Origin of the sequence: Rhizobium bangladeshense (assembly GCF_017357245.1) — a bacterium.
GTDB classification, from domain to species: Bacteria; Pseudomonadota; Alphaproteobacteria; order Rhizobiales; family Rhizobiaceae; genus Rhizobium; species Rhizobium bangladeshense.
The window spans coordinates 2,367,199-2,385,565 of the sequence record NZ_CP071612.1 but is presented as its reverse complement, the minus strand read 5'-3'; the positions used below and the strand labels follow the sequence as shown (position 1 = coordinate 2,385,565).

Below are 18,367 nucleotides of genomic sequence, written 5' to 3'. Positions count from 1 at the left end.
CGCCCGGTGTTTTTGCCGACGTGGCAAATTGCTAAGAAGAAAAGAGCGCCTGATTCCCGGTTCTTGTTTGTGCTACGAGGGGGGAGGGGCTTATGCGAGGAATACATGACGAAACCGCGTCAGGCCGACGACTATAACGCACCACTTGTGGATCGTGGGGGGCGTTCTGGCACGGTTTTGCGTATTCTTCTCCTTGCTCTCGTGCTGATCGCAGCCGCCGGCGCTTTTATCGTCTTCAAGCGAACGCTCGATAACGAGATGGTGCTCGGCGGTCTTGGCGTGCTTGCCATGGTCGGCATTTTCTTCCTGGTATCCTCCGTCATCGGCTTCATCGAAGTGATGCCGCAGCGCCAGTCCGACAGCCTCGCGCGCGCTTTCCTCAACAGTCACCCGGACGGCACGCTGATCACGGACGAAAAGGGCCGGATCGTCTATGCCAACGCCGCCTACGGTGCGCTCACCGGCGCGCGAAAGGCAACAGAAGTGCAGACTTTGGAAACACTGCTGTCGCGGCACCGCGAATCCAACGAGGCGCTCTACCGGCTGGTCAATGGTCTGCGCGAGGGCAAGGAAGGCCGGGAGGAATTCCGCCTGCTGCGCGCCGTCGGGCCTGGCAGCAACAGCTCGGGCGCGCATTGGTACCGGCTGAAGGTGCGGCTGCTGCAGCCGGAGGATGACGGCGGCAAGCCACTGCAGATCTGGCAGATCACCGACATCACCGCCGAACGCGACGATCAGGAGCGCTTCTTCAAGGAGCTGCAGAATGCGATCGACTATCTCGACCACGCACCCGCCGGCTTCTTCTCCGCCGGCAGGAAGGGCGAGATCTTCTACTTGAACGCTACGCTTGCGGAGTGGCTGGGGCTCGACCTGACCAAGTTCCTGCCGGGCTCGATGTCGATCGGCGATCTGGTGGCGGGCGAGGGGCTGGCGCTGATCCAGTCGGTGCAGGCCGAGCCAGGCCTGAAGAAGACCGTGACTTTGGATCTCGACCTGCGCAAGACCAATGGCCAGAGCCTGCCGGTTCAGATCATTCACAGCGTCACCTCGATGCGCGACGGCGCGCCCGGTGAAAGCCGGACGATCGTGCTGGCGCGCGGGAAGAGCAGCGAGAGCGGTCAATCCGCTTCGGCTGCCGCCATGCGCTTCACCCGCTTCTTCAACAATACCCCGATGGCGATCGCCTCGGTCGACGGCGACGGACGCATCCTGCGCACCAACGCGCCGTTCCTGAAGCTGTTTTCCGGCATCATCTCGCGCGATGACCTGGAAAAGGCGCCGTATCTCGAAACGATAGTTCAGGAGAGCGATCGGCCGCAACTGGCCGCGGCGCTGGCGGCCGCCAAGGACCGGCAGAGTGACATTTCGCCACTCGACACCCGCACGCCAACCGACGAGGCGCGCTATTTCCGCTTTTATGTCAACGCCGTCATCGACCAGAGCGATGAGGCGCCGGAAGAGGCGGCGATCGTCTATGCCGTCGAGGTGACCGAACAGAAGGCGCTGGAAGCGCAGATGGCGCAGACGCAGAAGATGAACGCTGTAGGAACGCTCGCCGGCGGCATCGCGCATGATTTCAATAACGTGCTGACGGCGATCCTGCTTTCTTCCGATCATCTGCTGCTGCAGGCGCGTCCTTCCGATGCGAGCTTCGCCGATCTCATGGAGATCAAGCGCAACGCCAACCGCGCCGCGGTGCTGGTGCGCCAGCTGCTCGCCTTCTCACGCAAACAGACGATGCGGCCCTCGGTGCTGAACCTGACCGATGTCATCGGCGACCTGCGCATGCTGGTGGACCGGCTGCTCTCGGGCACCAACGTCAAGCTCGACGTGCAATATGGCCGCGATCTCTGGCCCGTCAAAACCGACCTTTCGCAGTTCGAGCAGGTGCTGATCAATCTCTGCGTCAATGCGCGCGACGCCATGCCCGATGGCGGCACTCTGACGCTGCGCACCCGCAACCTGACCGCAGCCGACGTCTCCGCCTTCAACTATTCATACATGCCGGCCGAGGACATGGTGCTGGTCGAGGTGGCCGATACCGGTACAGGCATCGCGCCCGAGATCATGGACAAGATCTTCGAACCATTCTTCACCACCAAGGATGTCGGTAAGGGCACCGGGCTTGGCCTCGCCATGGTGTATGGCATCGTCAAGCAATCAGGCGGCTACATCCAGCCGGAATCCGAAGTCGGCAAAGGCACGACCTTCCGCGTGTTCCTGCCACGCTACATTCCCGAGCCGGCGGTCGCGGCCGAGGCGGGATCGATCGACAATGCGATCAATGAAGTCGCCACCGCGCCCGAGGCGCCCGCAGCGCAGCAGCCGGAGGACCTGACCGGCTCGGCCGTCGTCCTTCTCGTCGAAGACGAGGAGGCGGTGCGCCGCGGCGGCAAGCGCATGCTGGAAACACGGGGGTACACTGTGCACGAGGCGGGCTCGGGCGTCGAGGCGCTGAGCATTATGGAAGAACTCGAGGGCAAGGTCGACATCGTCGTTTCCGACGTCGTCATGCCCGAAATGGACGGCCCGACGCTGCTGCGCGAATTGCGCAAGAGCTACCCCGACCTGAAGTTCATCTTCGTCTCCGGCTATGCCGAAGATGCCTTCGCCCGCAATCTGCCGCCGGATGCGAAATTCGGTTTCCTGCCGAAGCCTTTCTCGCTGAAGCAGCTCGCTGTTGTGGTCAAAGAGACGCTGGATAGCTGATCGGGTGATTGTGAGGGCTGCCGTGTGGCACACCCTCCCCGGAGATTGCCAAGCTGTAAGACCAGCCCGCCCGTCAAAAATCACTCACCAAGAGCCACGGCAATCTCCGCCGCAAGCCGCGCATTGTTCTCCACCAGCGCAATATTCGTCTTCAGGCTCTGGCCGTCCGTCAGGTCAAAGATCGTGCTCAAGAGATAGGGCGTCACCGCCTTGCCGGTGATTTCGTCGCGCTCGGCGCTGTCGAGCGCCCGTTCGATATAGATCTCCATCTCCTCGCGCGCGATCTCGTCGGCCTCGGGCACGGGGTTGGCGACGAGCATGCCGCCGTCGATGCCGAGCTGTTCGCGCACCGTCTGGAAATTGGCGATGGCCGCCGGACTGTTCAGCGACAGCGGGCTGCGGATGCCTGATGAACGCGACCAGAAGGCGGGGAATTCTTCACTCTCATAGGTAACCACCGGCACGCCGCGGGTCTCCAGCACTTCAAGCGTCTTCGGAATGTCGAGGATTGCCTTGGCGCCGGCGGAGACCACGATAACGCCGGTGCGCGCAAGTTCCTCGAGATCGGCTGATATATCGAAGCTTTCCTCGGCGCCGCGGTGCACGCCGCCGATGCCGCCTGTGGCAAAGACGCGAATGCCGGCGCGGGCGGCCGCGATCATCGTCGCCGCGACCGTGGTGGCGCCGGTGCGGCGTTCGGAGATCGCGAAGGCGAGATCGGCGCGCGACACCTTCATCACCTCTTTCGCCTTGGCAAGTTGCTCGAGTTCCGCAGCTTCAAGGCCGATATGCAGCGTGCCGTGGATGACGGCGATCGTCGCCGGCACCGCGCCCTGTTCGCGAATAATTGTCTCGACGCTGCGCGCCATTTCGATGTTGCCGGGATAGGGCATGCCATGAGTGATGATCGTCGATTCCAGCGCCACCAGGGGCGCGCCGCGCTGCTTGGCGCTGGCGACCTCCTTCGAATAGGCGATCGGCAAAAGAGGGGAAATGGGCTTGGTCATGGTCTTATCCTGTGTCGATAGAGCATGATGCCAAAAAATGCCGGCGGTGTTCGGAGGACATCATGCTCAACTCTTTAGTTAGGCGCTTGAATGCAGAATTCTCGCCACGGGAACAAGGGCAAGCGCTTCATTCAGGCCATCCGCGGTCAGATTTTCGTTGACGGCGTGCCGCGACTGAACGGTGAGCGCTGCCGCTGCTGCGCCATACCGGACGGCTTCCTCGAGCGGTAGGCCTGTTATCAGGGCGGCAAGCGTGCCGGCGGCAAGCGAATCGCCTGCGCCGGTGACATCGGCGACGGCGTCGGCGACCGGCGGCTGCAGCGTGGCGACGCAGCCTTCACGAATCGCTACGAGCTCGCGCTGGCCTCGGGTGACGACAGCGCTCCTGATGCCCATCGCCTTCAGCAGCGGAGCCCAGCCGGCCGCATCCTGCGGCTGTTGCCCGACGAGGACGGCGGCCTCGGCTTCATTGAGGAATAGGTAGTCGATATCCTTGATGGACGGCTTCAGCCTGACGACTTTCGCCGGCGAGATGGCAATGGCCCCAACTGGTTTGTCCAGGGAGTGTGCCTTCGCGACGATCGCCGTGATTGTCTCTTCCGGCAGATTGGCATCGACGAGAATGCAATCATGAGCGGCGAAGGCCTCTCGCACCCAGCGGATGGAAAGGCGCCGCGGCACGAAGAAGCGGTAGAGATCCATGTCGGCAAGGGCGATCACGAGGTCGCCGGTCTTCTCGATGATCGCGGTATAGCTCGGCGTCTTGCGGTCGAGGAAGACGAAGGGCCGGTCGTCGATGCCGGCGAAATCGGCAGCTTCGCCGACCATTTCGCCGAAGGGATCGCCGCCGCGCGGCGAGATCATTGTCACGTGAAAACCCAGTCTTGCAAGGTTGCGCGCCGCGTTAAAACCGCCGCCGCCCGGCTCCTCGAACCAGGTGCCGGGATTGCTGGCACCTGGCGCCGTTTCGCCGGAGATGCGGCCGCGCCGGTCGATATGGGCACCACCGAGAACGAGAATCTTTTTCATCAGCTTACCCGCTATGATAATGCGCGGAGGGCGAATCGATGCGTTCGCCTGGCTGCGAAAAAGCCCGCGCATTTGGCGTAAGCCGTTGCTTTGCATCGATAAAACAAATGTAGAACACGGACCGTTTTACCTTTTTCTTTCAAATGTTTGTTCGCCCATTGCGGGAATGGAACAAATAGGGTACAAACTCGACATTGCTTGAGCGGCTTCAATAACCTAAAGGTGGATCGGATGTCTCAGAATTCATTGCGGCTGGTAGAGGACAAATCGGTGGACAAAAGCAAGGCGCTTGAAGCGGCACTCTCACAGATAGAGCGGTCGTTCGGCAAGGGCTCGATCATGAAACTCGGTTCCAACGAGAACGTTGTCGAGATCGAAACTGTTTCGACGGGCTCGCTTGGCCTCGATATTGCACTCGGCATTGGCGGTCTGCCGAAGGGCCGTATCATTGAAATCTATGGGCCGGAAAGCTCGGGCAAAACAACGCTTGCGCTGCAGACCATTGCGGAATCGCAGAAGAAGGGCGGCATTTGCGCCTTCGTCGATGCCGAACACGCGCTCGACCCTGTCTATGCCCGCAAGCTTGGCGTCGATCTGCAGAACCTCCTGATCTCACAGCCAGACACGGGCGAGCAGGCGCTGGAAATCACCGACACGCTGGTGCGCTCCGGCGCCGTCGACGTTCTCGTCGTCGACTCGGTCGCTGCGCTGACGCCGCGCGCCGAAATCGAAGGCGAGATGGGCGACAGCCTGCCGGGCATGCAGGCCCGACTGATGAGCCAGGCGCTGCGCAAACTGACTGCTTCGATCTCCAAGTCGAACTGCATGGTGATATTCATCAACCAGATCCGCATGAAGATCGGCGTCATGTTCGGTTCGCCGGAAACGACGACCGGTGGCAATGCGCTCAAATTCTATGCCTCCGTGCGCCTCGACATTCGCCGCATCGGCTCGGTCAAGGAGCGCGAGGAAGTGGTCGGCAACCAGACCCGCGTCAAAGTTGTCAAGAATAAGATGGCGCCGCCCTTCAAGCAGGTCGAGTTCGACATCATGTATGGCGAAGGCGTATCGAAGACAGGCGAGCTCGTCGATCTCGGCGTCAAGGCTGGTATCGTCGAGAAGTCGGGCGCCTGGTTCTCCTATAACAGCCAGCGTCTAGGTCAGGGCCGCGAAAACGCCAAGACCTTCCTGCGCGACAATCCGGATCTCGCCCGCGAAATCGAGCTGGCGCTGCGCCAGAATGCCGGCCTGATCGCCGACCGATTCCTGCAGAATGGCGGGCCGGACGCCGATGACGGCGATGCCGCCGCGGAAATGTAATTTTCGCGCCTGATCTTGATCGGATATCTCAGCCGGCCGCATTCCCTCATCGAGAATGCGGCCGGTTTTGTTTGTCGGCTGGACAGTGGCGGAGGCGAACGTTAAAAGCCGATGAATTTGTATTTACCGGCCTCGGGCAGCATTGAAGGGCATAGAATGAGCGGCGTGAACGATATCCGGTCGACCTTCCTCGACTATTTCAAGAAGAACGGCCACGAGATCGTTCCGTCGAGCCCGCTCGTGCCGCGCAACGACCCGACGTTGATGTTCACCAATGCCGGCATGGTGCAGTTCAAAAATGTCTTCACCGGCCTTGAAAAACGTCCTTATGCGACTGCGACAACCTCGCAGAAGTGCGTGCGCGCCGGCGGCAAACATAATGACCTCGATAATGTCGGTTATACCGCCCGTCACCTGACCTTCTTCGAAATGCTCGGTAATTTTTCCTTCGGCGACTATTTCAAGGAGAATGCGATCGAGCTTGCATGGAAGCTGGTGACTGAAGGCTTCGATCTGCCGAAGCATCGGCTGCTGGTGACCGTCTATTCCGAAGACGAGGAAGCAGCGGCGCTGTGGAAGAAAATCGCCGGCTTCTCCGACGACAAGATCATCCGCATCCCGACCTCCGACAATTTCTGGCAGATGGGCGATACCGGCCCCTGCGGCCCGTGCTCGGAAATCTTCATCGACCAGGGCGAGAATGTCTGGGGCGGCCCTCCCGGTTCGCCTGAGGAAGACGGCGACCGGTTCCTGGAATTCTGGAACCTGGTTTTCATGCAGTTCGAGCAGACCGAGCCTGGGGTTCGCAATCCGCTGCCGCGTCCTTCGATCGACACCGGTATGGGTCTGGAGCGCATGGCCTGCATCCTCCAAGGCGTTCAAAGCGTCTTCGAGACCGATCTTTTCCGTACGCTGACCGGCACCATCGAGGATACGATAGGCGTCAAGGCGGAAGGCAGCGCCAGCCACCGCGTCATCGCCGACCACCTGCGCTCCTCGGCCTTCCTGATCGCTGACGGCGTTCTGCCGTCGAATGAAGGCCGCGGCTATGTGCTGCGCCGTATCATGCGTCGCGCCATGCGGCATGCACAGCTTCTAGGCGCCAAGGAGCCGCTGATGTACAAGCTGCTGCCGGCGCTCGTGCAGGAGATGGGCCGCGCCTATCCTGAACTCGTGCGCGCCGAGGCGCTGATCTCGGAGACGCTGAAGCTCGAAGAAGGCCGCTTCCGCAAGACGCTGGAGCGTGGCCTGTCGCTGCTCTCGGATGCGACCACAGATCTCGGCAAGGGCGACATGCTGGATGGCGAGACGGCCTTCAAGCTTTACGATACCTACGGCTTCCCGCTCGACCTGACGCAAGACGCCCTGCGCGCTCGCGAGATCGGCGTCGACATCTCCGGCTTCACCGATGCCATGGAGCGCCAGAAGGCGGAGGCCCGCTCGCACTGGGCCGGCTCCGGCGAGAAGGCAACCGAAACCGTCTGGTTCGAGCTTCGCGAAAAGCATGGTGCAACCGAGTTCCTCGGTTACGACACCGAAGCCGCTGAAGGCGTGGTGCAGGCGATCGTCAGGGATGGCGCCGTTACGGAAGAAGTCAAAGCCGGCGACAAAGTGCAAATTGTCGTCAACCAGACGCCGTTCTACGGGGAATCCGGCGGTCAGATGGGTGATACCGGCGTCATTTCGTCCGACCACGGCAGGATCGAGATCTCAGACACGCAGAAGAAGGGCGAGGGCCTCTTCGTGCATTCCGGAGCCGTCGTCGAAGGTGCATTCAAGACCGGGGATGCTGTTGTTCTGACGGTCGACCATGCCCGTCGTTCGCGCCTGCGCGCCAACCATTCGGCAACCCACCTGCTGCACGAGGCGCTGCGCGAAGTGCTCGGCACGCACGTTGCCCAGAAGGGTTCGCTGGTTGCGCCCGAGCGCCTGCGTTTCGACGTATCGCATCCCAAACCTATGTCGGCCGAGGAACTTAAGGTCGTCGAGGACATGGCAAACGAGATCGTTCTGCAGAATGCCCCCGTCACCACCCGCCTGATGAGCGTCGACGATGCGATCGCAGAAGGCGCGATGGCGCTCTTCGGCGAGAAATACGGCGATGAGGTGCGCGTCGTTTCGATGGGCACGGGTCTGCATGGCGCGAAGACCGACAAGCCTTACTCGGTCGAGCTCTGCGGCGGCACGCATGTGTCGGCGACCGGTCAGATCGGCCTCGTCCGTATCCTCGGGGAAAGCGCAGTTGGCGCTGGCGTTCGCCGTATCGAAGCGGTGACCGGTGAAACGGCGCGTGAATATCTTGCCGAGCAGGACGAGCGCGTGAAGACGCTCGCGGCGTCGCTCAAGGTCCAGCCGGCGGAAGTCCTGTCGCGGGTCGAGGCGCTGATCGATGAGCGCCGCAAGCTCGAGAAGGAACTGGCCGATGCCAAGCGCAAGCTCGCCATGGGCGGCGGGCAGGGCGGCTCGGCTGATGCCGTGCGCGAAGTCGCGGGCGTCAAGTTCCTCGGCAAGGCGATATCGGGCGTCGACCCGAAGGATCTGAAGGGCCTTGCCGACGACGGCAAGACCAGCATCGGCTCCGGCGTTGTCGCCCTTGTCGGCGTGTCCGACGACGGCAAGGCGAGCGCAGTCGTTGCGGTGACGCCGGATCTCGTTCAGCGCTACAGCGCCGTCGATCTCGTTCGCATCGCCTCGGCCGCTCTCGGCGGCAAGGGCGGCGGTGGCCGCCCCGACATGGCCCAAGCCGGTGGCCCGGACGGCTCGAAGGCTGATGACGCCATCGAGGCCGTGGCTCTGGCGCTGGCCGGCTGATCGATCACGACACGGAATATTCGAAAGGCGGAGCCTTGGCTTCCGCCTTTTTGGTTTTCGGCTTCCGCTGCAAGTTCCGCAAGCTTTGTCAAATCGAGATATGATGGTCTGCAGTCGATCGATTTGCAATAGGGCTTCGACATGGACAGCGGGCGATCTATGGCGAGACGCTGGCGGCCACCGTTAAGCGGCTCAGGCTGCATCGCGCGGCGGGCGAGATTGTCAGCACCGAGCTTGCTGTCAGCGAGATTGCGAAGCGATCCGGCTATCCCAATCTCCAATCCTTCAACCGCATCTTCGCAATCGGTCTAAGGCATGCCGCCGGCGCGCTACCGGAACGAGGGAAGCCAAATAACGTTCCGGCCCTCACCTAACGGAAAGACCAGAGCCATGTTAGACGTTACCTTGCGGCAGATCGAGCCGACCGAGCTGATCGGCGTCGCCCACACCGGTTCCTACATGCAGATCGGCAAAGCCTTCGATACATTGTTCGGCACACTTTACGCCCGCGGCCTTGCCAAGCCGTATATGCGGATGATCGGCGTCTATCTCGACCATCCCGACATCGTGCCGGCCGCGAAACTACGCTCCATCGCCTGCGTCACCAGCACCCCTGGGTTGTTCACCGAAGCGCCGTTCGAGCGACGCACGATCGAGGGCGGCGACTATGCCGTCCTGCGCCACAAGGGTCCTTATGCGGGCATGTACATGGCCTATCAGTGGCTTTATTCCGAATGGTTGCCGAAATCGGGACGGCAGCTGAAGGACAGCCTCATGTTCGAGGAATATCTCAACAACCCGCGCGACGTGCCGCCGACAGAACTGATGACGGATATTCACATGCCGCTTGCCTGACGGCTGCATCCCGGCGCGGCATTCTGGACGCCGCGCCGGGATGAGAGTCAGGCAGCCTGCATTGTTTTGCCGGCCTCGTCGTCCATAGCGTTCGCCCGTTTGTAGGCCTCGCGCTCGCTGATGCGTCCGAAATAATCGATGAAGGCCTGGCGTTTTTCGATGCTGCCGAAACCGAGGCCCCAGCCGATATGGGCACCGACATAGACGTCGGCAGCGGTAAAGCGCTCGCCGGTGACGTAGGTCGATTGGGAGACGGCCATCTCAAGTGTATTCATGACGTCGCCGAAGCCGCCGCAGCCGGCCATGCGCAGGCGTTCTGCCGGAATTTCGAAGCCGAGCGCCTTCATCGTCACGGCCGATTCGAGGGGGCCGGCGGCAAAGAACATCCAGCGATAGTAGCGGGCGCGTTCTTCCGGCCGCGGCGCAAGGCCCCTTTCCGGGAAAGTCTCTGCCAGATAGGCGCAGATCGCTGCGCATTCGGTAACGACGGTGTCGCCGTGGCGGATTGCCGGCACTTTGCCCATCGGATTGAGGCGGAGATATTCCGGCGCCTTCATGGTTTCACCGAAAGTCAGCAGTTCCGTGCGATAGGGCTGGCCGATTTCCTCCAGCATCCAGCGCGCGATGCGGCCGCGCGACATCGGGTTCGTATAGAATACCAGCTCTTCGGTCATGACGTCCTCCTCGTGTTCCCTTGGCTTTTCCATTGCCGTCGCCCGGAATCAATAGTGCGGCGAGACCTTTGTGCAAGGGGCTAAAGCGCCTTGCGGTATTGGATGAAACCCGAGCGCTCGGCGACCCTGTCATAGAGCTGCCGGGCCGCTGCATTCGTTTCATGCGTCATCCAGTAGAGCCTGCCTGCACCGTTCGCGCGCGCGAGGTCGGCGACTGCATCGATCAGTGCCGCGCCGGTGCCGAGCCCGCGCTGGCTGTCCTTGACATAGAGATCCTGCAGATAGCAGGTCCATTGCGGCAGCCAGCAGGAGCGGTGAAAGATGGCATGGACAATGCCCACCAGGCGACCGTCATCATCGAAGGCGCCGAGCGCGTGCATCGGCTCGTCGGGATCGTGAAAGCGGGCCCAGGTAAGATCCGTCGTTTCAGGCGGGATGACGACTTCGTAGAACCGTTGGTAGGCAGCCCATAAGGGTTCCCAGGCGGCACGGTCGGAAGGTTGGAGCGGGCGTACACTTGCCGTCATTTTCAGCTCTCCCAACAAAAAACGGCGGGAGATCCCCGCCGTTTCAACGCTATTCCAAAAAGGCCAGCTTACGCCATGGCCTTCTGCAGGTTCTGATCGATCTTGTCGAGGAAGGCGGTGGTGGAGAGCCACGGCTGATCCGGGCCGATGAGCAGCGCCAGGTCCTTGGTCATAAATCCAGCTTCGACGGTGTCGACGCAGACCTTTTCCAACGTGGAAGCGAACTTGGCCAGCTCGGCATTGTCATCGAGCTTGGCGCGGTGGGCGAGGCCGCGGGTCCAGGCGAAGATCGAAGCGATCGAATTCGTCGAGGTTTCCTGACCCTTCTGGTGCTGACGGTAGTGGCGGGTGACCGTGCCGTGAGCGGCTTCGGCTTCGACCGTCTTGCCATCGGGCGTCAGCAGAACCGAAGTCATCAGGCCGAGTGAGCCGAATCCCTGGGCGACGGTATCAGACTGGACGTCGCCGTCGTAATTCTTGCAAGCCCAGACGTAGCCGCCAGACCACTTGAGGGCCGAGGCGACCATGTCGTCGATCAGGCGGTGTTCATAGGTGATGCCGACTTCCTTGAACTGATCCTTGAATTCGGTTTCGTAGACTTCCTCGAAGATGTCCTTGAAGCGGCCGTCATAGGCCTTGAGGATGGTGTTCTTGGTCGACAGGTAAACCGGCCACTTGCGCATCAGGCCATACATCATCGAGGCGCGGGCGAATTCGCGGATCGATTCATCGAGATTGTACATGGCCATGGCAACGCCGGCGCCCGGCGCGTTGAAGACTTCCTTCTCGATGACGGTGCCGTCTTCGCCGACGAACTTGATCGTCAGCTTACCCTTGCCGGGGAACTTGAAGTCGGTGGCGCGGTACTGGTCGCCGAAAGCGTGACGGCCGACGACGATCGGTTGCGTCCAGCCGGGAACCAGGCGCGGCACGTTGCGGCAGATGATCGGCTCGCGGAAGATGACGCCGCCGAGGATGTTGCGGATCGTGCCGTTCGGGCTCTTCCACATTTCCTTGAGGTTGAATTCCTTGACGCGGGCTTCATCCGGCGTGATCGTCGCGCACTTGATGCCGACACCGTACTTCTTGATGGCGTTCGCCGCGTCGACTGTGACCTGGTCGTTGGTGGCGTCGCGGTTTTCGACCGAGAGGTCGTAATAGTCGATGTCGAGGTCGAGATACGGATGGATCAGCTTGTCCTTGATGAGCTGCCAGATGATGCGCGTCATTTCATCGCCGTCGAGATCGGCGACGGGATTGGCGACCTTGATCTTCTTCATGTATCTGCCTCGTTAAGCTTGGAAGGGAACGTTGTCCCGGCTGGGTGATGTAATCCGGAGCGCTATAGCATTGTGAGCCGGGAACGCAAAGCTGCAACGGCCAGGCATGTGACGTTTTTGCCGCCATTGCCAAGTGCTGGAAAATGGCTAACCTCCGCGCCATAAGCCCGCCCGAGACCCGGACATTTGCCATGAAGAAGATCGCCGTTCTGTTCGCCGGCCTCGTTGCCGCCGTGTCCGTCGAACCTCGGCTTTCGCTTGCGGCCGATGCGGCTGAGCCGGTCAAGGAAATCATGGAGGACACGCAGAAGAACTGGGCGAGCGACGTCAATGACTGGATCGATATTTTCGAAGAAAGCATGCTCGGCCGGCTCTACAGCAAGGACTTCGGCGACAAATACAAGGCCGCCGCCCAGAACCCGGCGGCCGACGAAGATGGCATTTCACCCTTCGACTATGACGTGATCGTCAACGGCCAGGATGCCTGTCCGCTGCAGGACCTTTCCATCGAAAGCGGCCAGCCAGTAAACAACGCGACAGAGGTGACGGTGAAATTCAAGGCGGCGACCTGCATGGAAGGCGCACCCAACAAGGATGACTTCACGACTGTGCGTTTCGAGGTCATTGAGGAAAACGGCAAATCCGTCATCGACGACATCATGGTTCATGGGGAAGGGGGATTGGGGCCGACCTCGCTCAAGGAAATTATGGTGCTGATCGCCAGGGGCCAGTAGGCGCGCGATATCGAGATTCGGGAGGATGCTCGTCAGCCGTTTGATTTCCGCTCCCGCGACTGTATCTATCGATACTTCATGGCATGAGGGGCTCATGCACTTGTTTTTCCGTTTTCAGTTCCGCGACTGGCTGCTTGCCAATGATCCAGCGCTTTCGCGCCTGCGCATGGCCTCGCGAGTGACGCTGACGATCGTCCTCGTATTCCTGATCCTGCTTGCGATAAAGGCCTTCATCCTGCCGCTGCCGACGGCGGCCTTCGGCCTCGGCATCGTGCTGTCGATCGAAGGTGGAGTGGCGGTACGCGACAAGGGCAGTGCGCGCCAGCTGGTGACGCGGCTGTTCGGCTGTGCCGCAAGCCTTATTGTCGTCGGCATTGCAGCAGGGCTGGAGGATCAGCGCGTTCTCTCCGACCTCGTTTTTCTCGTCATCATCCTGCTCGCATCGGCGGGCCGCGTGTTCGGGCCGCGCGGCTTTGCGATCGGCATGTTCGCCTTCACCTCCTACTTCATGGGGGCCTATTTCCAGCCGACGCTTGCCGAACTGCCTGAGGTGATGATCGGACCGGTCGTCTCCGTTCTTGTCGGCCATGTGGTAAGGACGGTGTTTCTACCTGATGATTGGCGCCGCGATCTGCTGCGCTCGCTCGAAAGTGTCAGCGGGCGGATCAATCAGATCCTCTTCAAACTCGCTGCCCTCGCCCGGAGTGGTGACATCGACGATGCCGACCGGCAGGAACTGCGCCAGCTGGAAGACCGGCTGAAGGAAGTGGTGCTGATGGCCGAGACATTCATCCCGCGCCCGTCAGCGGGCGTCTTCGATGGCGCTTCCGATCCAGCTGCGGAGCTGGCGATCCGGCTTTTCGATGCGCATCTTGCCGCCGAAAGCTCTATCGTGCTGAGCTTCCAAAGCCCGCCGCCCTTTGCTGTCGTCCACGCTGTGATCGAGGCTGATGCGGCAGAACTCAAGAGATATGAGGGAACGACCGAGGCCAACAAGGATCAGCCGCAGGGCGAAACCGTAAGGGCGCTGCTATGGCTGGGGGAGACGCGGCGACACCTGACGGAGGCGATCAACAAGGGACGGGCCTCCGGTTTCTCCGGCATTGATGCGGCCAAAGATACAATTCAAGCTCAGCCGATCGATTTTTCCCTGGCCAATCCCCTGCTGCGTTCAGCGCTGCAGATCACGCTCGCCTCGGCGATCGCCATGGGCTTCGGTCTCCTCTTGTCCCGCGAGCGCTGGTTTTGGGCGGTGCTTGCCTCTTTCCTCGTCTTTACCAACACCAGTTCGCGCGGCGATACGGCCATGAAAGCTTTGTCGCGATCGCTCGGAACGGTGTTCGGCATCGCCATGGGCCTCGTCCTGGCGACCTTGATTTCGGGCGAGCCGAGTATCGCTATCCCGGTCGTGGCCATATGCATCTTTCTCGCTTTCTACTTCCTGCAGGTTTCGTACGCGACGATGACCTTCTTCATTTCGATCGTGCTCTGTCTGGTCTACGGCATGACCGGCGTGTTGACGCTCGATCTGCTCAAACTGCGCATCGGGGAGACCATGATCGGCGCGGCGGCCGGAACGGCGGTTGCTTTCGTCGTTTTTCCGGCGCGCACCCGCGGCGCGCTCGATATGGCGCTCGCCCGTTGGTTCCAGGCGCTGCGCGAACTGCTTGGCGCAATCGGCGAGGGCAAGAGCGGTTTCGAGTTGATCGCATTGTCGCAGAAGATCGATTCCTGCTACCGCGATGTGACGGTGGCGGCCCGCCCGCTTGGCTCCTCCTGGTCGGTGGTGACGCGGCCCGGCCAGATCCGCCAGGCGTTGGCGATCTTTCTTTCCTGCACCTATTGGGCGCGCGTCCTGGCGAGGAGCTACGAAGCACCGCCTGCCAACAGCGATCAGAAGAGTTTGATCGCAGCGGATCTGGCGTTGATCGATGACGCGGCTCAGCGCGGCTCTACTTGCTTCTTCGTCAAACGCAATGCGTCGCGGACGACGGGAAGGCACTTGCCACTGTCACGAGAGGGCGCCCGGGTGGGGCTCGAGATGATCGGTTCGGCACTGGAAAGGCTTTATCCGCAGGCCGACACCTTGCCGTTTGCGCCGAGCGAGGCTATTGCGCGCTCGAAACAGGGATAAGACCATGGCAGGCACGAACAGCGAGCGTCAACTTCTGGCCGAAGGGCCGGCCATTATTCTGGTCGAGCCTCAGATGGGCGAGAATATCGGCATGGTGGCGCGCGCCATGGCGAATTTCGGCCTCGCCGAGCTGCGTCTCGTCAATCCCCGTGACGGCTGGCCGAACGAGAAGGCGCAGGCAACCGCCTCCAAGGCCGATCACGTGATCGAGGCGACGAAGGTCTACGACACCTTGGAGCAGGCGATCGCCGACCTCAATTTCGTCTATGCGACGACGGCGCGCAGCCGCGACAACTATAAGCCGGTGCGCTCCCCGGTCTTTGCCGCGCAAACGTTGCGCACAAAGTTTCGGGCAGGGGAGGCAACGGGCATTCTCTTCGGTCGTGAGCGCTGGGGTCTGACCAATGAGGAAGTGGCGCTGGCTGACGAGATCGTGACCTTCCCGGTCAATCCCGCCTTCGCCTCGCTGAATATTGCGCAAGCCGTGCTTCTGATGTCCTATGAATGGATGAAGTCCGGCATGGAAGATCTGGAGGCCGTGCCGTTCCAAGCGCTCGAGCAGCGGCCTTCCACAAAGGAGCAGCTCTTCGGCCTGTTCGACCAGCTGGAAGAAGCGCTCGATTCACGCAACTATTTCCATCCGCCCTCGAAAAAGCCGAAAATGGTGGACAACCTTCGCGCTGTTCTCTCCCGCCGGGCGTTCACGGAACAGGAAATCAGCGTGCTGCGCGGCGTCATCTCCTCCCTCGACCGCTTTTCGCGCAACAGTCCGCGTAAAGGCGGTTTCACCAGATCCGGCAAGGAAGCGCCAAGCGATGACAGCGCCGACGAATGAGCTGAAGCCCGTCCTCGTCTTCGATTCAGGTATAGGCGGGCTGACCGTGCTGCGCGAGGCGCGTGTGCTGATGCCGGAGCGCGGCTTCATCTATGTCGCGGACGATGCCGGCTTTCCCTATGGAGGCTGGGAGGAGCAGGCGCTGAAGGAGCGCATCATCGGGCTCTTCGGCAAGCTGCTTCAGGAGCACGATCCAGAAGTCTGCATCATCGCCTGCAACACCGCCTTCACCCTTGTCGGCGCCGACCTGCGCGCGGCCTTTCCCCAAATGACCTTCGTCGGCACAGTGCCGGCGATCAAACCGGCGGCGGAGCGGACGCGCTCAGGCTTGGTTTCGGTGCTGGCGACGCCGGGGACGGTCAAGCGCGCCTATACGCGCGACCTCATCCAGTCCTTTGCGCAGCAATGCCATGTGCGGCTTGTCGGCTCGGAAAACCTTGCGCGCATGGCCGAAGCCTATATTCGCGGCGACGCGGTCTCCGACGAGGCCGTGCTTGCCGAGATCGACCAGTGTTTCGTCGAGAAAGAGGGGCACAAGACCGATATCGTGGTGCTTGCCTGCACGCACTACCCGTTCATGGCCAACCTCTTCCGCCGTCTTGCGCCTTGGCCGGTCGACTGGCTCGATCCGGCCGAGGCAATCGCGCGGCGCGCCCGCACGCTGGTGCCGCTGATCGCCGATGCCGTGCATCCGGATAATTTCGACTTTTCAGTCTTCACCTCAGGCAAGCCTGATTTTGCCACGCGGCGGCTGATGCAGGGATTCGGCTTGAGGGCATGAGCGGAATTGTCCTGTGGGTTGGCGAAATCCAGTCCTGAAAAACTGCGCATTCTTTGATAGACGGGGCGGTGCCGTTTCGGAAGAATGGCACTTCATTTCGTGTGAGTCTCTTCGCCGCGAGGATCAGCATTGCAGGTTGGCATCGATATGGGATTGGCGTCCGGCAGCCCGGCGACGCTCGATATCGAGGAGCTGCTGGCGACCCGTCTGCTCGTGCAAGGCAATTCAGGCTCCGGCAAATCGCATCTCCTGCGCCGCCTGCTCGAGCAATCCGCCCAATGGGTGCAACAGGTCATCATCGATCCCGAGGGTGATTTCGTCACCCTTAGCGACAGGTTCGGTCATGTCGTCGTTGACGGCGAGCGCACCGAGGCGGAACTGGCAGGCATCGCCAACCGCATTCGCCAGCATCGCGTGTCCTGCGTGCTGACGCTCGAGGGCCTTGATATCGAGCAGCAGATGCGCGCTGCCGCTGCCTTCCTCAACGGCATGTTCGAAGCCGACCGCGAATACTGGTACCCGGTTCTGGTCGTCGTCGACGAGGCGCAGATGTTTGCGCCGTCGGTCGGCGGAGACGTTTCGGAAGATGCGCGCAAGATGTCGCTGGGCGCGATGACCAACCTGATGTGCCGCGGCCGCAAGCGCGGGCTTGCCGGGGTGATCGCAACGCAGCGGCTCGCCAAGCTCGCCAAGAACGTCGCGGCCGAAGCCTCGAACTTCCTGATGGGCCGCACCTTCCTCGATATCGACATGGCGCGCGCCGCCGACCTGCTCGGCATGGACCGGCGCCAGGCGGAAATGTTTCGGGATCTGAAGCGCGGCAATTTCGTTGCCCTCGGTCCGGCCTTGTCGCGCCGGCCGCTGCCGATCCAGATCGGCGCGGTGGAGACTTCGGCGCGCTCCTCCAGCCCGAAGCTGATGCCGCTCCCGGATGCGCCGCAGGATGTCGAGGACCTGATCTTCACGCCCGACCCGCAAGAATTTCAGCGCCCGCTCATGCGCCGCGCGCCGCCGGCGCCGCGGCCGACGACCGATATCCTGGCCGAACTCTCGCGCTCGACGCCGGCCGCATCCCCAGCGCCGGTGGAGGCGAGGGCAAGCCAGGTTGAGATCTCCGCTGAGGAGCGGGAGGAGCGGCTTGCCGGTGTGCTTGCCGAAATACTCGACGATCCCGCATCCGCCTTCCGCACCGATTCCGTGCTCTATCAAGACTTTCTCGTCCGGCTGCGCATGCGCCGCGTGCCGGGTCCGCCGATCGCGCTGCCGGATTTCCGCCGGCGCGTGGCGATCTCACGCTCCGGCGTCGATGCGGCAACAGCTGCGAGCGATGAGTGGGCGACGGCACTGTCGCTGTCGGCAGGCGTCACCGACGATTTGCAGGGTGTCTTCCTGATGCTTGCCAAGGCCGCCGTCTGCGGCGAAGCGTGCCCGTCCGACGCGCGTATCGCACGTGCATACGGCACGCATTCGGCGCGGCGCGCCCGACGGCTGCTCGGTTATTTCGAGGAACAGGGGATCGTCGTCGTGCACACGGATTTCTCCGGCAAGCGCATTGTGGCGTTCCCCGACATGAATTGCCAAACGGCGCCTGGCGACGCGAACGCGCCCGACACGGGTGACCAGCCGTTGGCTGCGGAATAGTCGCGTTTTCGGGCTTTGGCGCAGTTGACA

13 protein-coding genes and 1 pseudogene are annotated in these 18,367 nt (G+C 61.8%); 9 read left to right on the top strand and 5 right to left on the bottom strand.

Going from position 1 to position 18,367, the window contains the following annotated elements:
- The first annotated feature begins 105 nt into the window (after positions 1-105).
- Positions 106-2,709, top strand: a complete 2,604-nt coding sequence (gene cckA, locus J2J98_RS11660) for a cell cycle histidine kinase CckA (RefSeq protein WP_207601124.1) — start codon at positions 106-108, stop codon at positions 2,707-2,709.
- Positions 2,710-2,789: 80 nt separating this feature from the next.
- Here the strand turns inward: cckA and J2J98_RS11655 are convergent, their stop codons facing one another.
- Together J2J98_RS11655 and J2J98_RS11650 are read right to left on the bottom strand one after the other, a co-directional pair.
- Entirely contained in the window at positions 2,790-3,716 is a 927-nt protein-coding gene (locus J2J98_RS11655; protein WP_207601123.1) for a pseudouridine-5'-phosphate glycosidase, read from the bottom strand.
- 78 nt (positions 3,717-3,794) lie between these two features.
- Complete coding sequence (locus J2J98_RS11650; RefSeq protein ID WP_207603115.1) at positions 3,795-4,748, bottom strand: carbohydrate kinase family protein; 954 nt, start codon at positions 4,746-4,748, stop codon at positions 3,795-3,797.
- 228 nt (positions 4,749-4,976) lie between these two features.
- Here J2J98_RS11650 and recA point away from each other — a divergent pair, with 228 nt between their 5' ends.
- From recA to J2J98_RS11635, 3 genes and pseudogenes are all read left to right on the top strand, one after another.
- Positions 4,977-6,065, top strand: coding sequence for a recombinase RecA (gene recA, locus J2J98_RS11645; RefSeq protein ID WP_011425583.1), 1,089 nt, complete (start codon positions 4,977-4,979; stop codon positions 6,063-6,065).
- Positions 6,066-6,221: 156 nt separating this feature from the next.
- A complete protein-coding gene (gene alaS / locus J2J98_RS11640) occupies positions 6,222-8,876 on the top strand; it encodes an alanine--tRNA ligase (protein ID WP_207601122.1) in 2,655 nt (884 codons plus the stop codon).
- Positions 8,877-9,004: 128 nt separating this feature from the next.
- Positions 9,005-9,731: pseudogene (locus J2J98_RS11635) on the top strand (AraC family transcriptional regulator).
- 47 nt (positions 9,732-9,778) lie between these two features.
- Here J2J98_RS11635 and J2J98_RS11630 read toward each other — a convergent pair.
- From J2J98_RS11630 to J2J98_RS11620, 3 genes are all read right to left on the bottom strand, one after another.
- On the bottom strand, positions 9,779-10,405 hold the full coding sequence (locus J2J98_RS11630) for a glutathione S-transferase family protein (RefSeq protein ID WP_207601121.1): 627 nt from the start codon (positions 10,403-10,405) through the stop codon (positions 9,779-9,781).
- Between the two features lie 80 nt (positions 10,406-10,485).
- Positions 10,486-10,932 (bottom strand): GNAT family N-acetyltransferase, encoded by a 447-nt coding sequence (locus tag J2J98_RS11625; RefSeq protein ID WP_064705133.1) that lies wholly within the window; start codon positions 10,930-10,932, stop codon positions 10,486-10,488.
- A 68-nt stretch (positions 10,933-11,000) separates the two neighbouring features.
- On the bottom strand, positions 11,001-12,212 hold the full coding sequence (locus J2J98_RS11620; protein ID WP_064705132.1) for an NADP-dependent isocitrate dehydrogenase: 1,212 nt from the start codon (positions 12,210-12,212) through the stop codon (positions 11,001-11,003).
- Between the two features lie 191 nt (positions 12,213-12,403).
- Between J2J98_RS11620 and J2J98_RS11615 the strand changes: the two genes are divergently transcribed.
- The 5 genes from J2J98_RS11615 (at position 12,404) to J2J98_RS11595 (ending at position 18,337) form a co-directional block, all read left to right on the top strand.
- Positions 12,404-12,946 carry a hypothetical protein gene (locus J2J98_RS11615; RefSeq protein WP_207601120.1) on the top strand — a complete coding sequence of 181 codons (543 nt, stop codon included), beginning with the start codon at positions 12,404-12,406 and terminating at the stop codon, positions 12,944-12,946.
- A 94-nt stretch (positions 12,947-13,040) separates the two neighbouring features.
- Positions 13,041-15,080, top strand: coding sequence for an FUSC family protein (locus J2J98_RS11610; RefSeq protein WP_207601119.1), 2,040 nt, complete (start codon positions 13,041-13,043; stop codon positions 15,078-15,080).
- 4 nt (positions 15,081-15,084) lie between these two features.
- Complete coding sequence (locus J2J98_RS11605) at positions 15,085-15,915, top strand: RNA methyltransferase (protein WP_064705129.1); 831 nt, start codon at positions 15,085-15,087, stop codon at positions 15,913-15,915.
- Positions 15,896-16,696 carry a glutamate racemase gene (gene murI, locus J2J98_RS11600; RefSeq protein WP_064705128.1) on the top strand — a complete coding sequence of 267 codons (801 nt, stop codon included), beginning with the start codon at positions 15,896-15,898 and terminating at the stop codon, positions 16,694-16,696. Before J2J98_RS11605 ends, murI begins: the two co-directional genes overlap by 20 nt.
- 129 nt (positions 16,697-16,825) lie before the next feature.
- Positions 16,826-18,337 (top strand): helicase HerA domain-containing protein, encoded by a 1,512-nt coding sequence (locus J2J98_RS11595; protein WP_207601118.1) that lies wholly within the window; start codon positions 16,826-16,828, stop codon positions 18,335-18,337.
- The last annotated feature ends 30 nt before the right edge of the window (positions 18,338-18,367 follow it).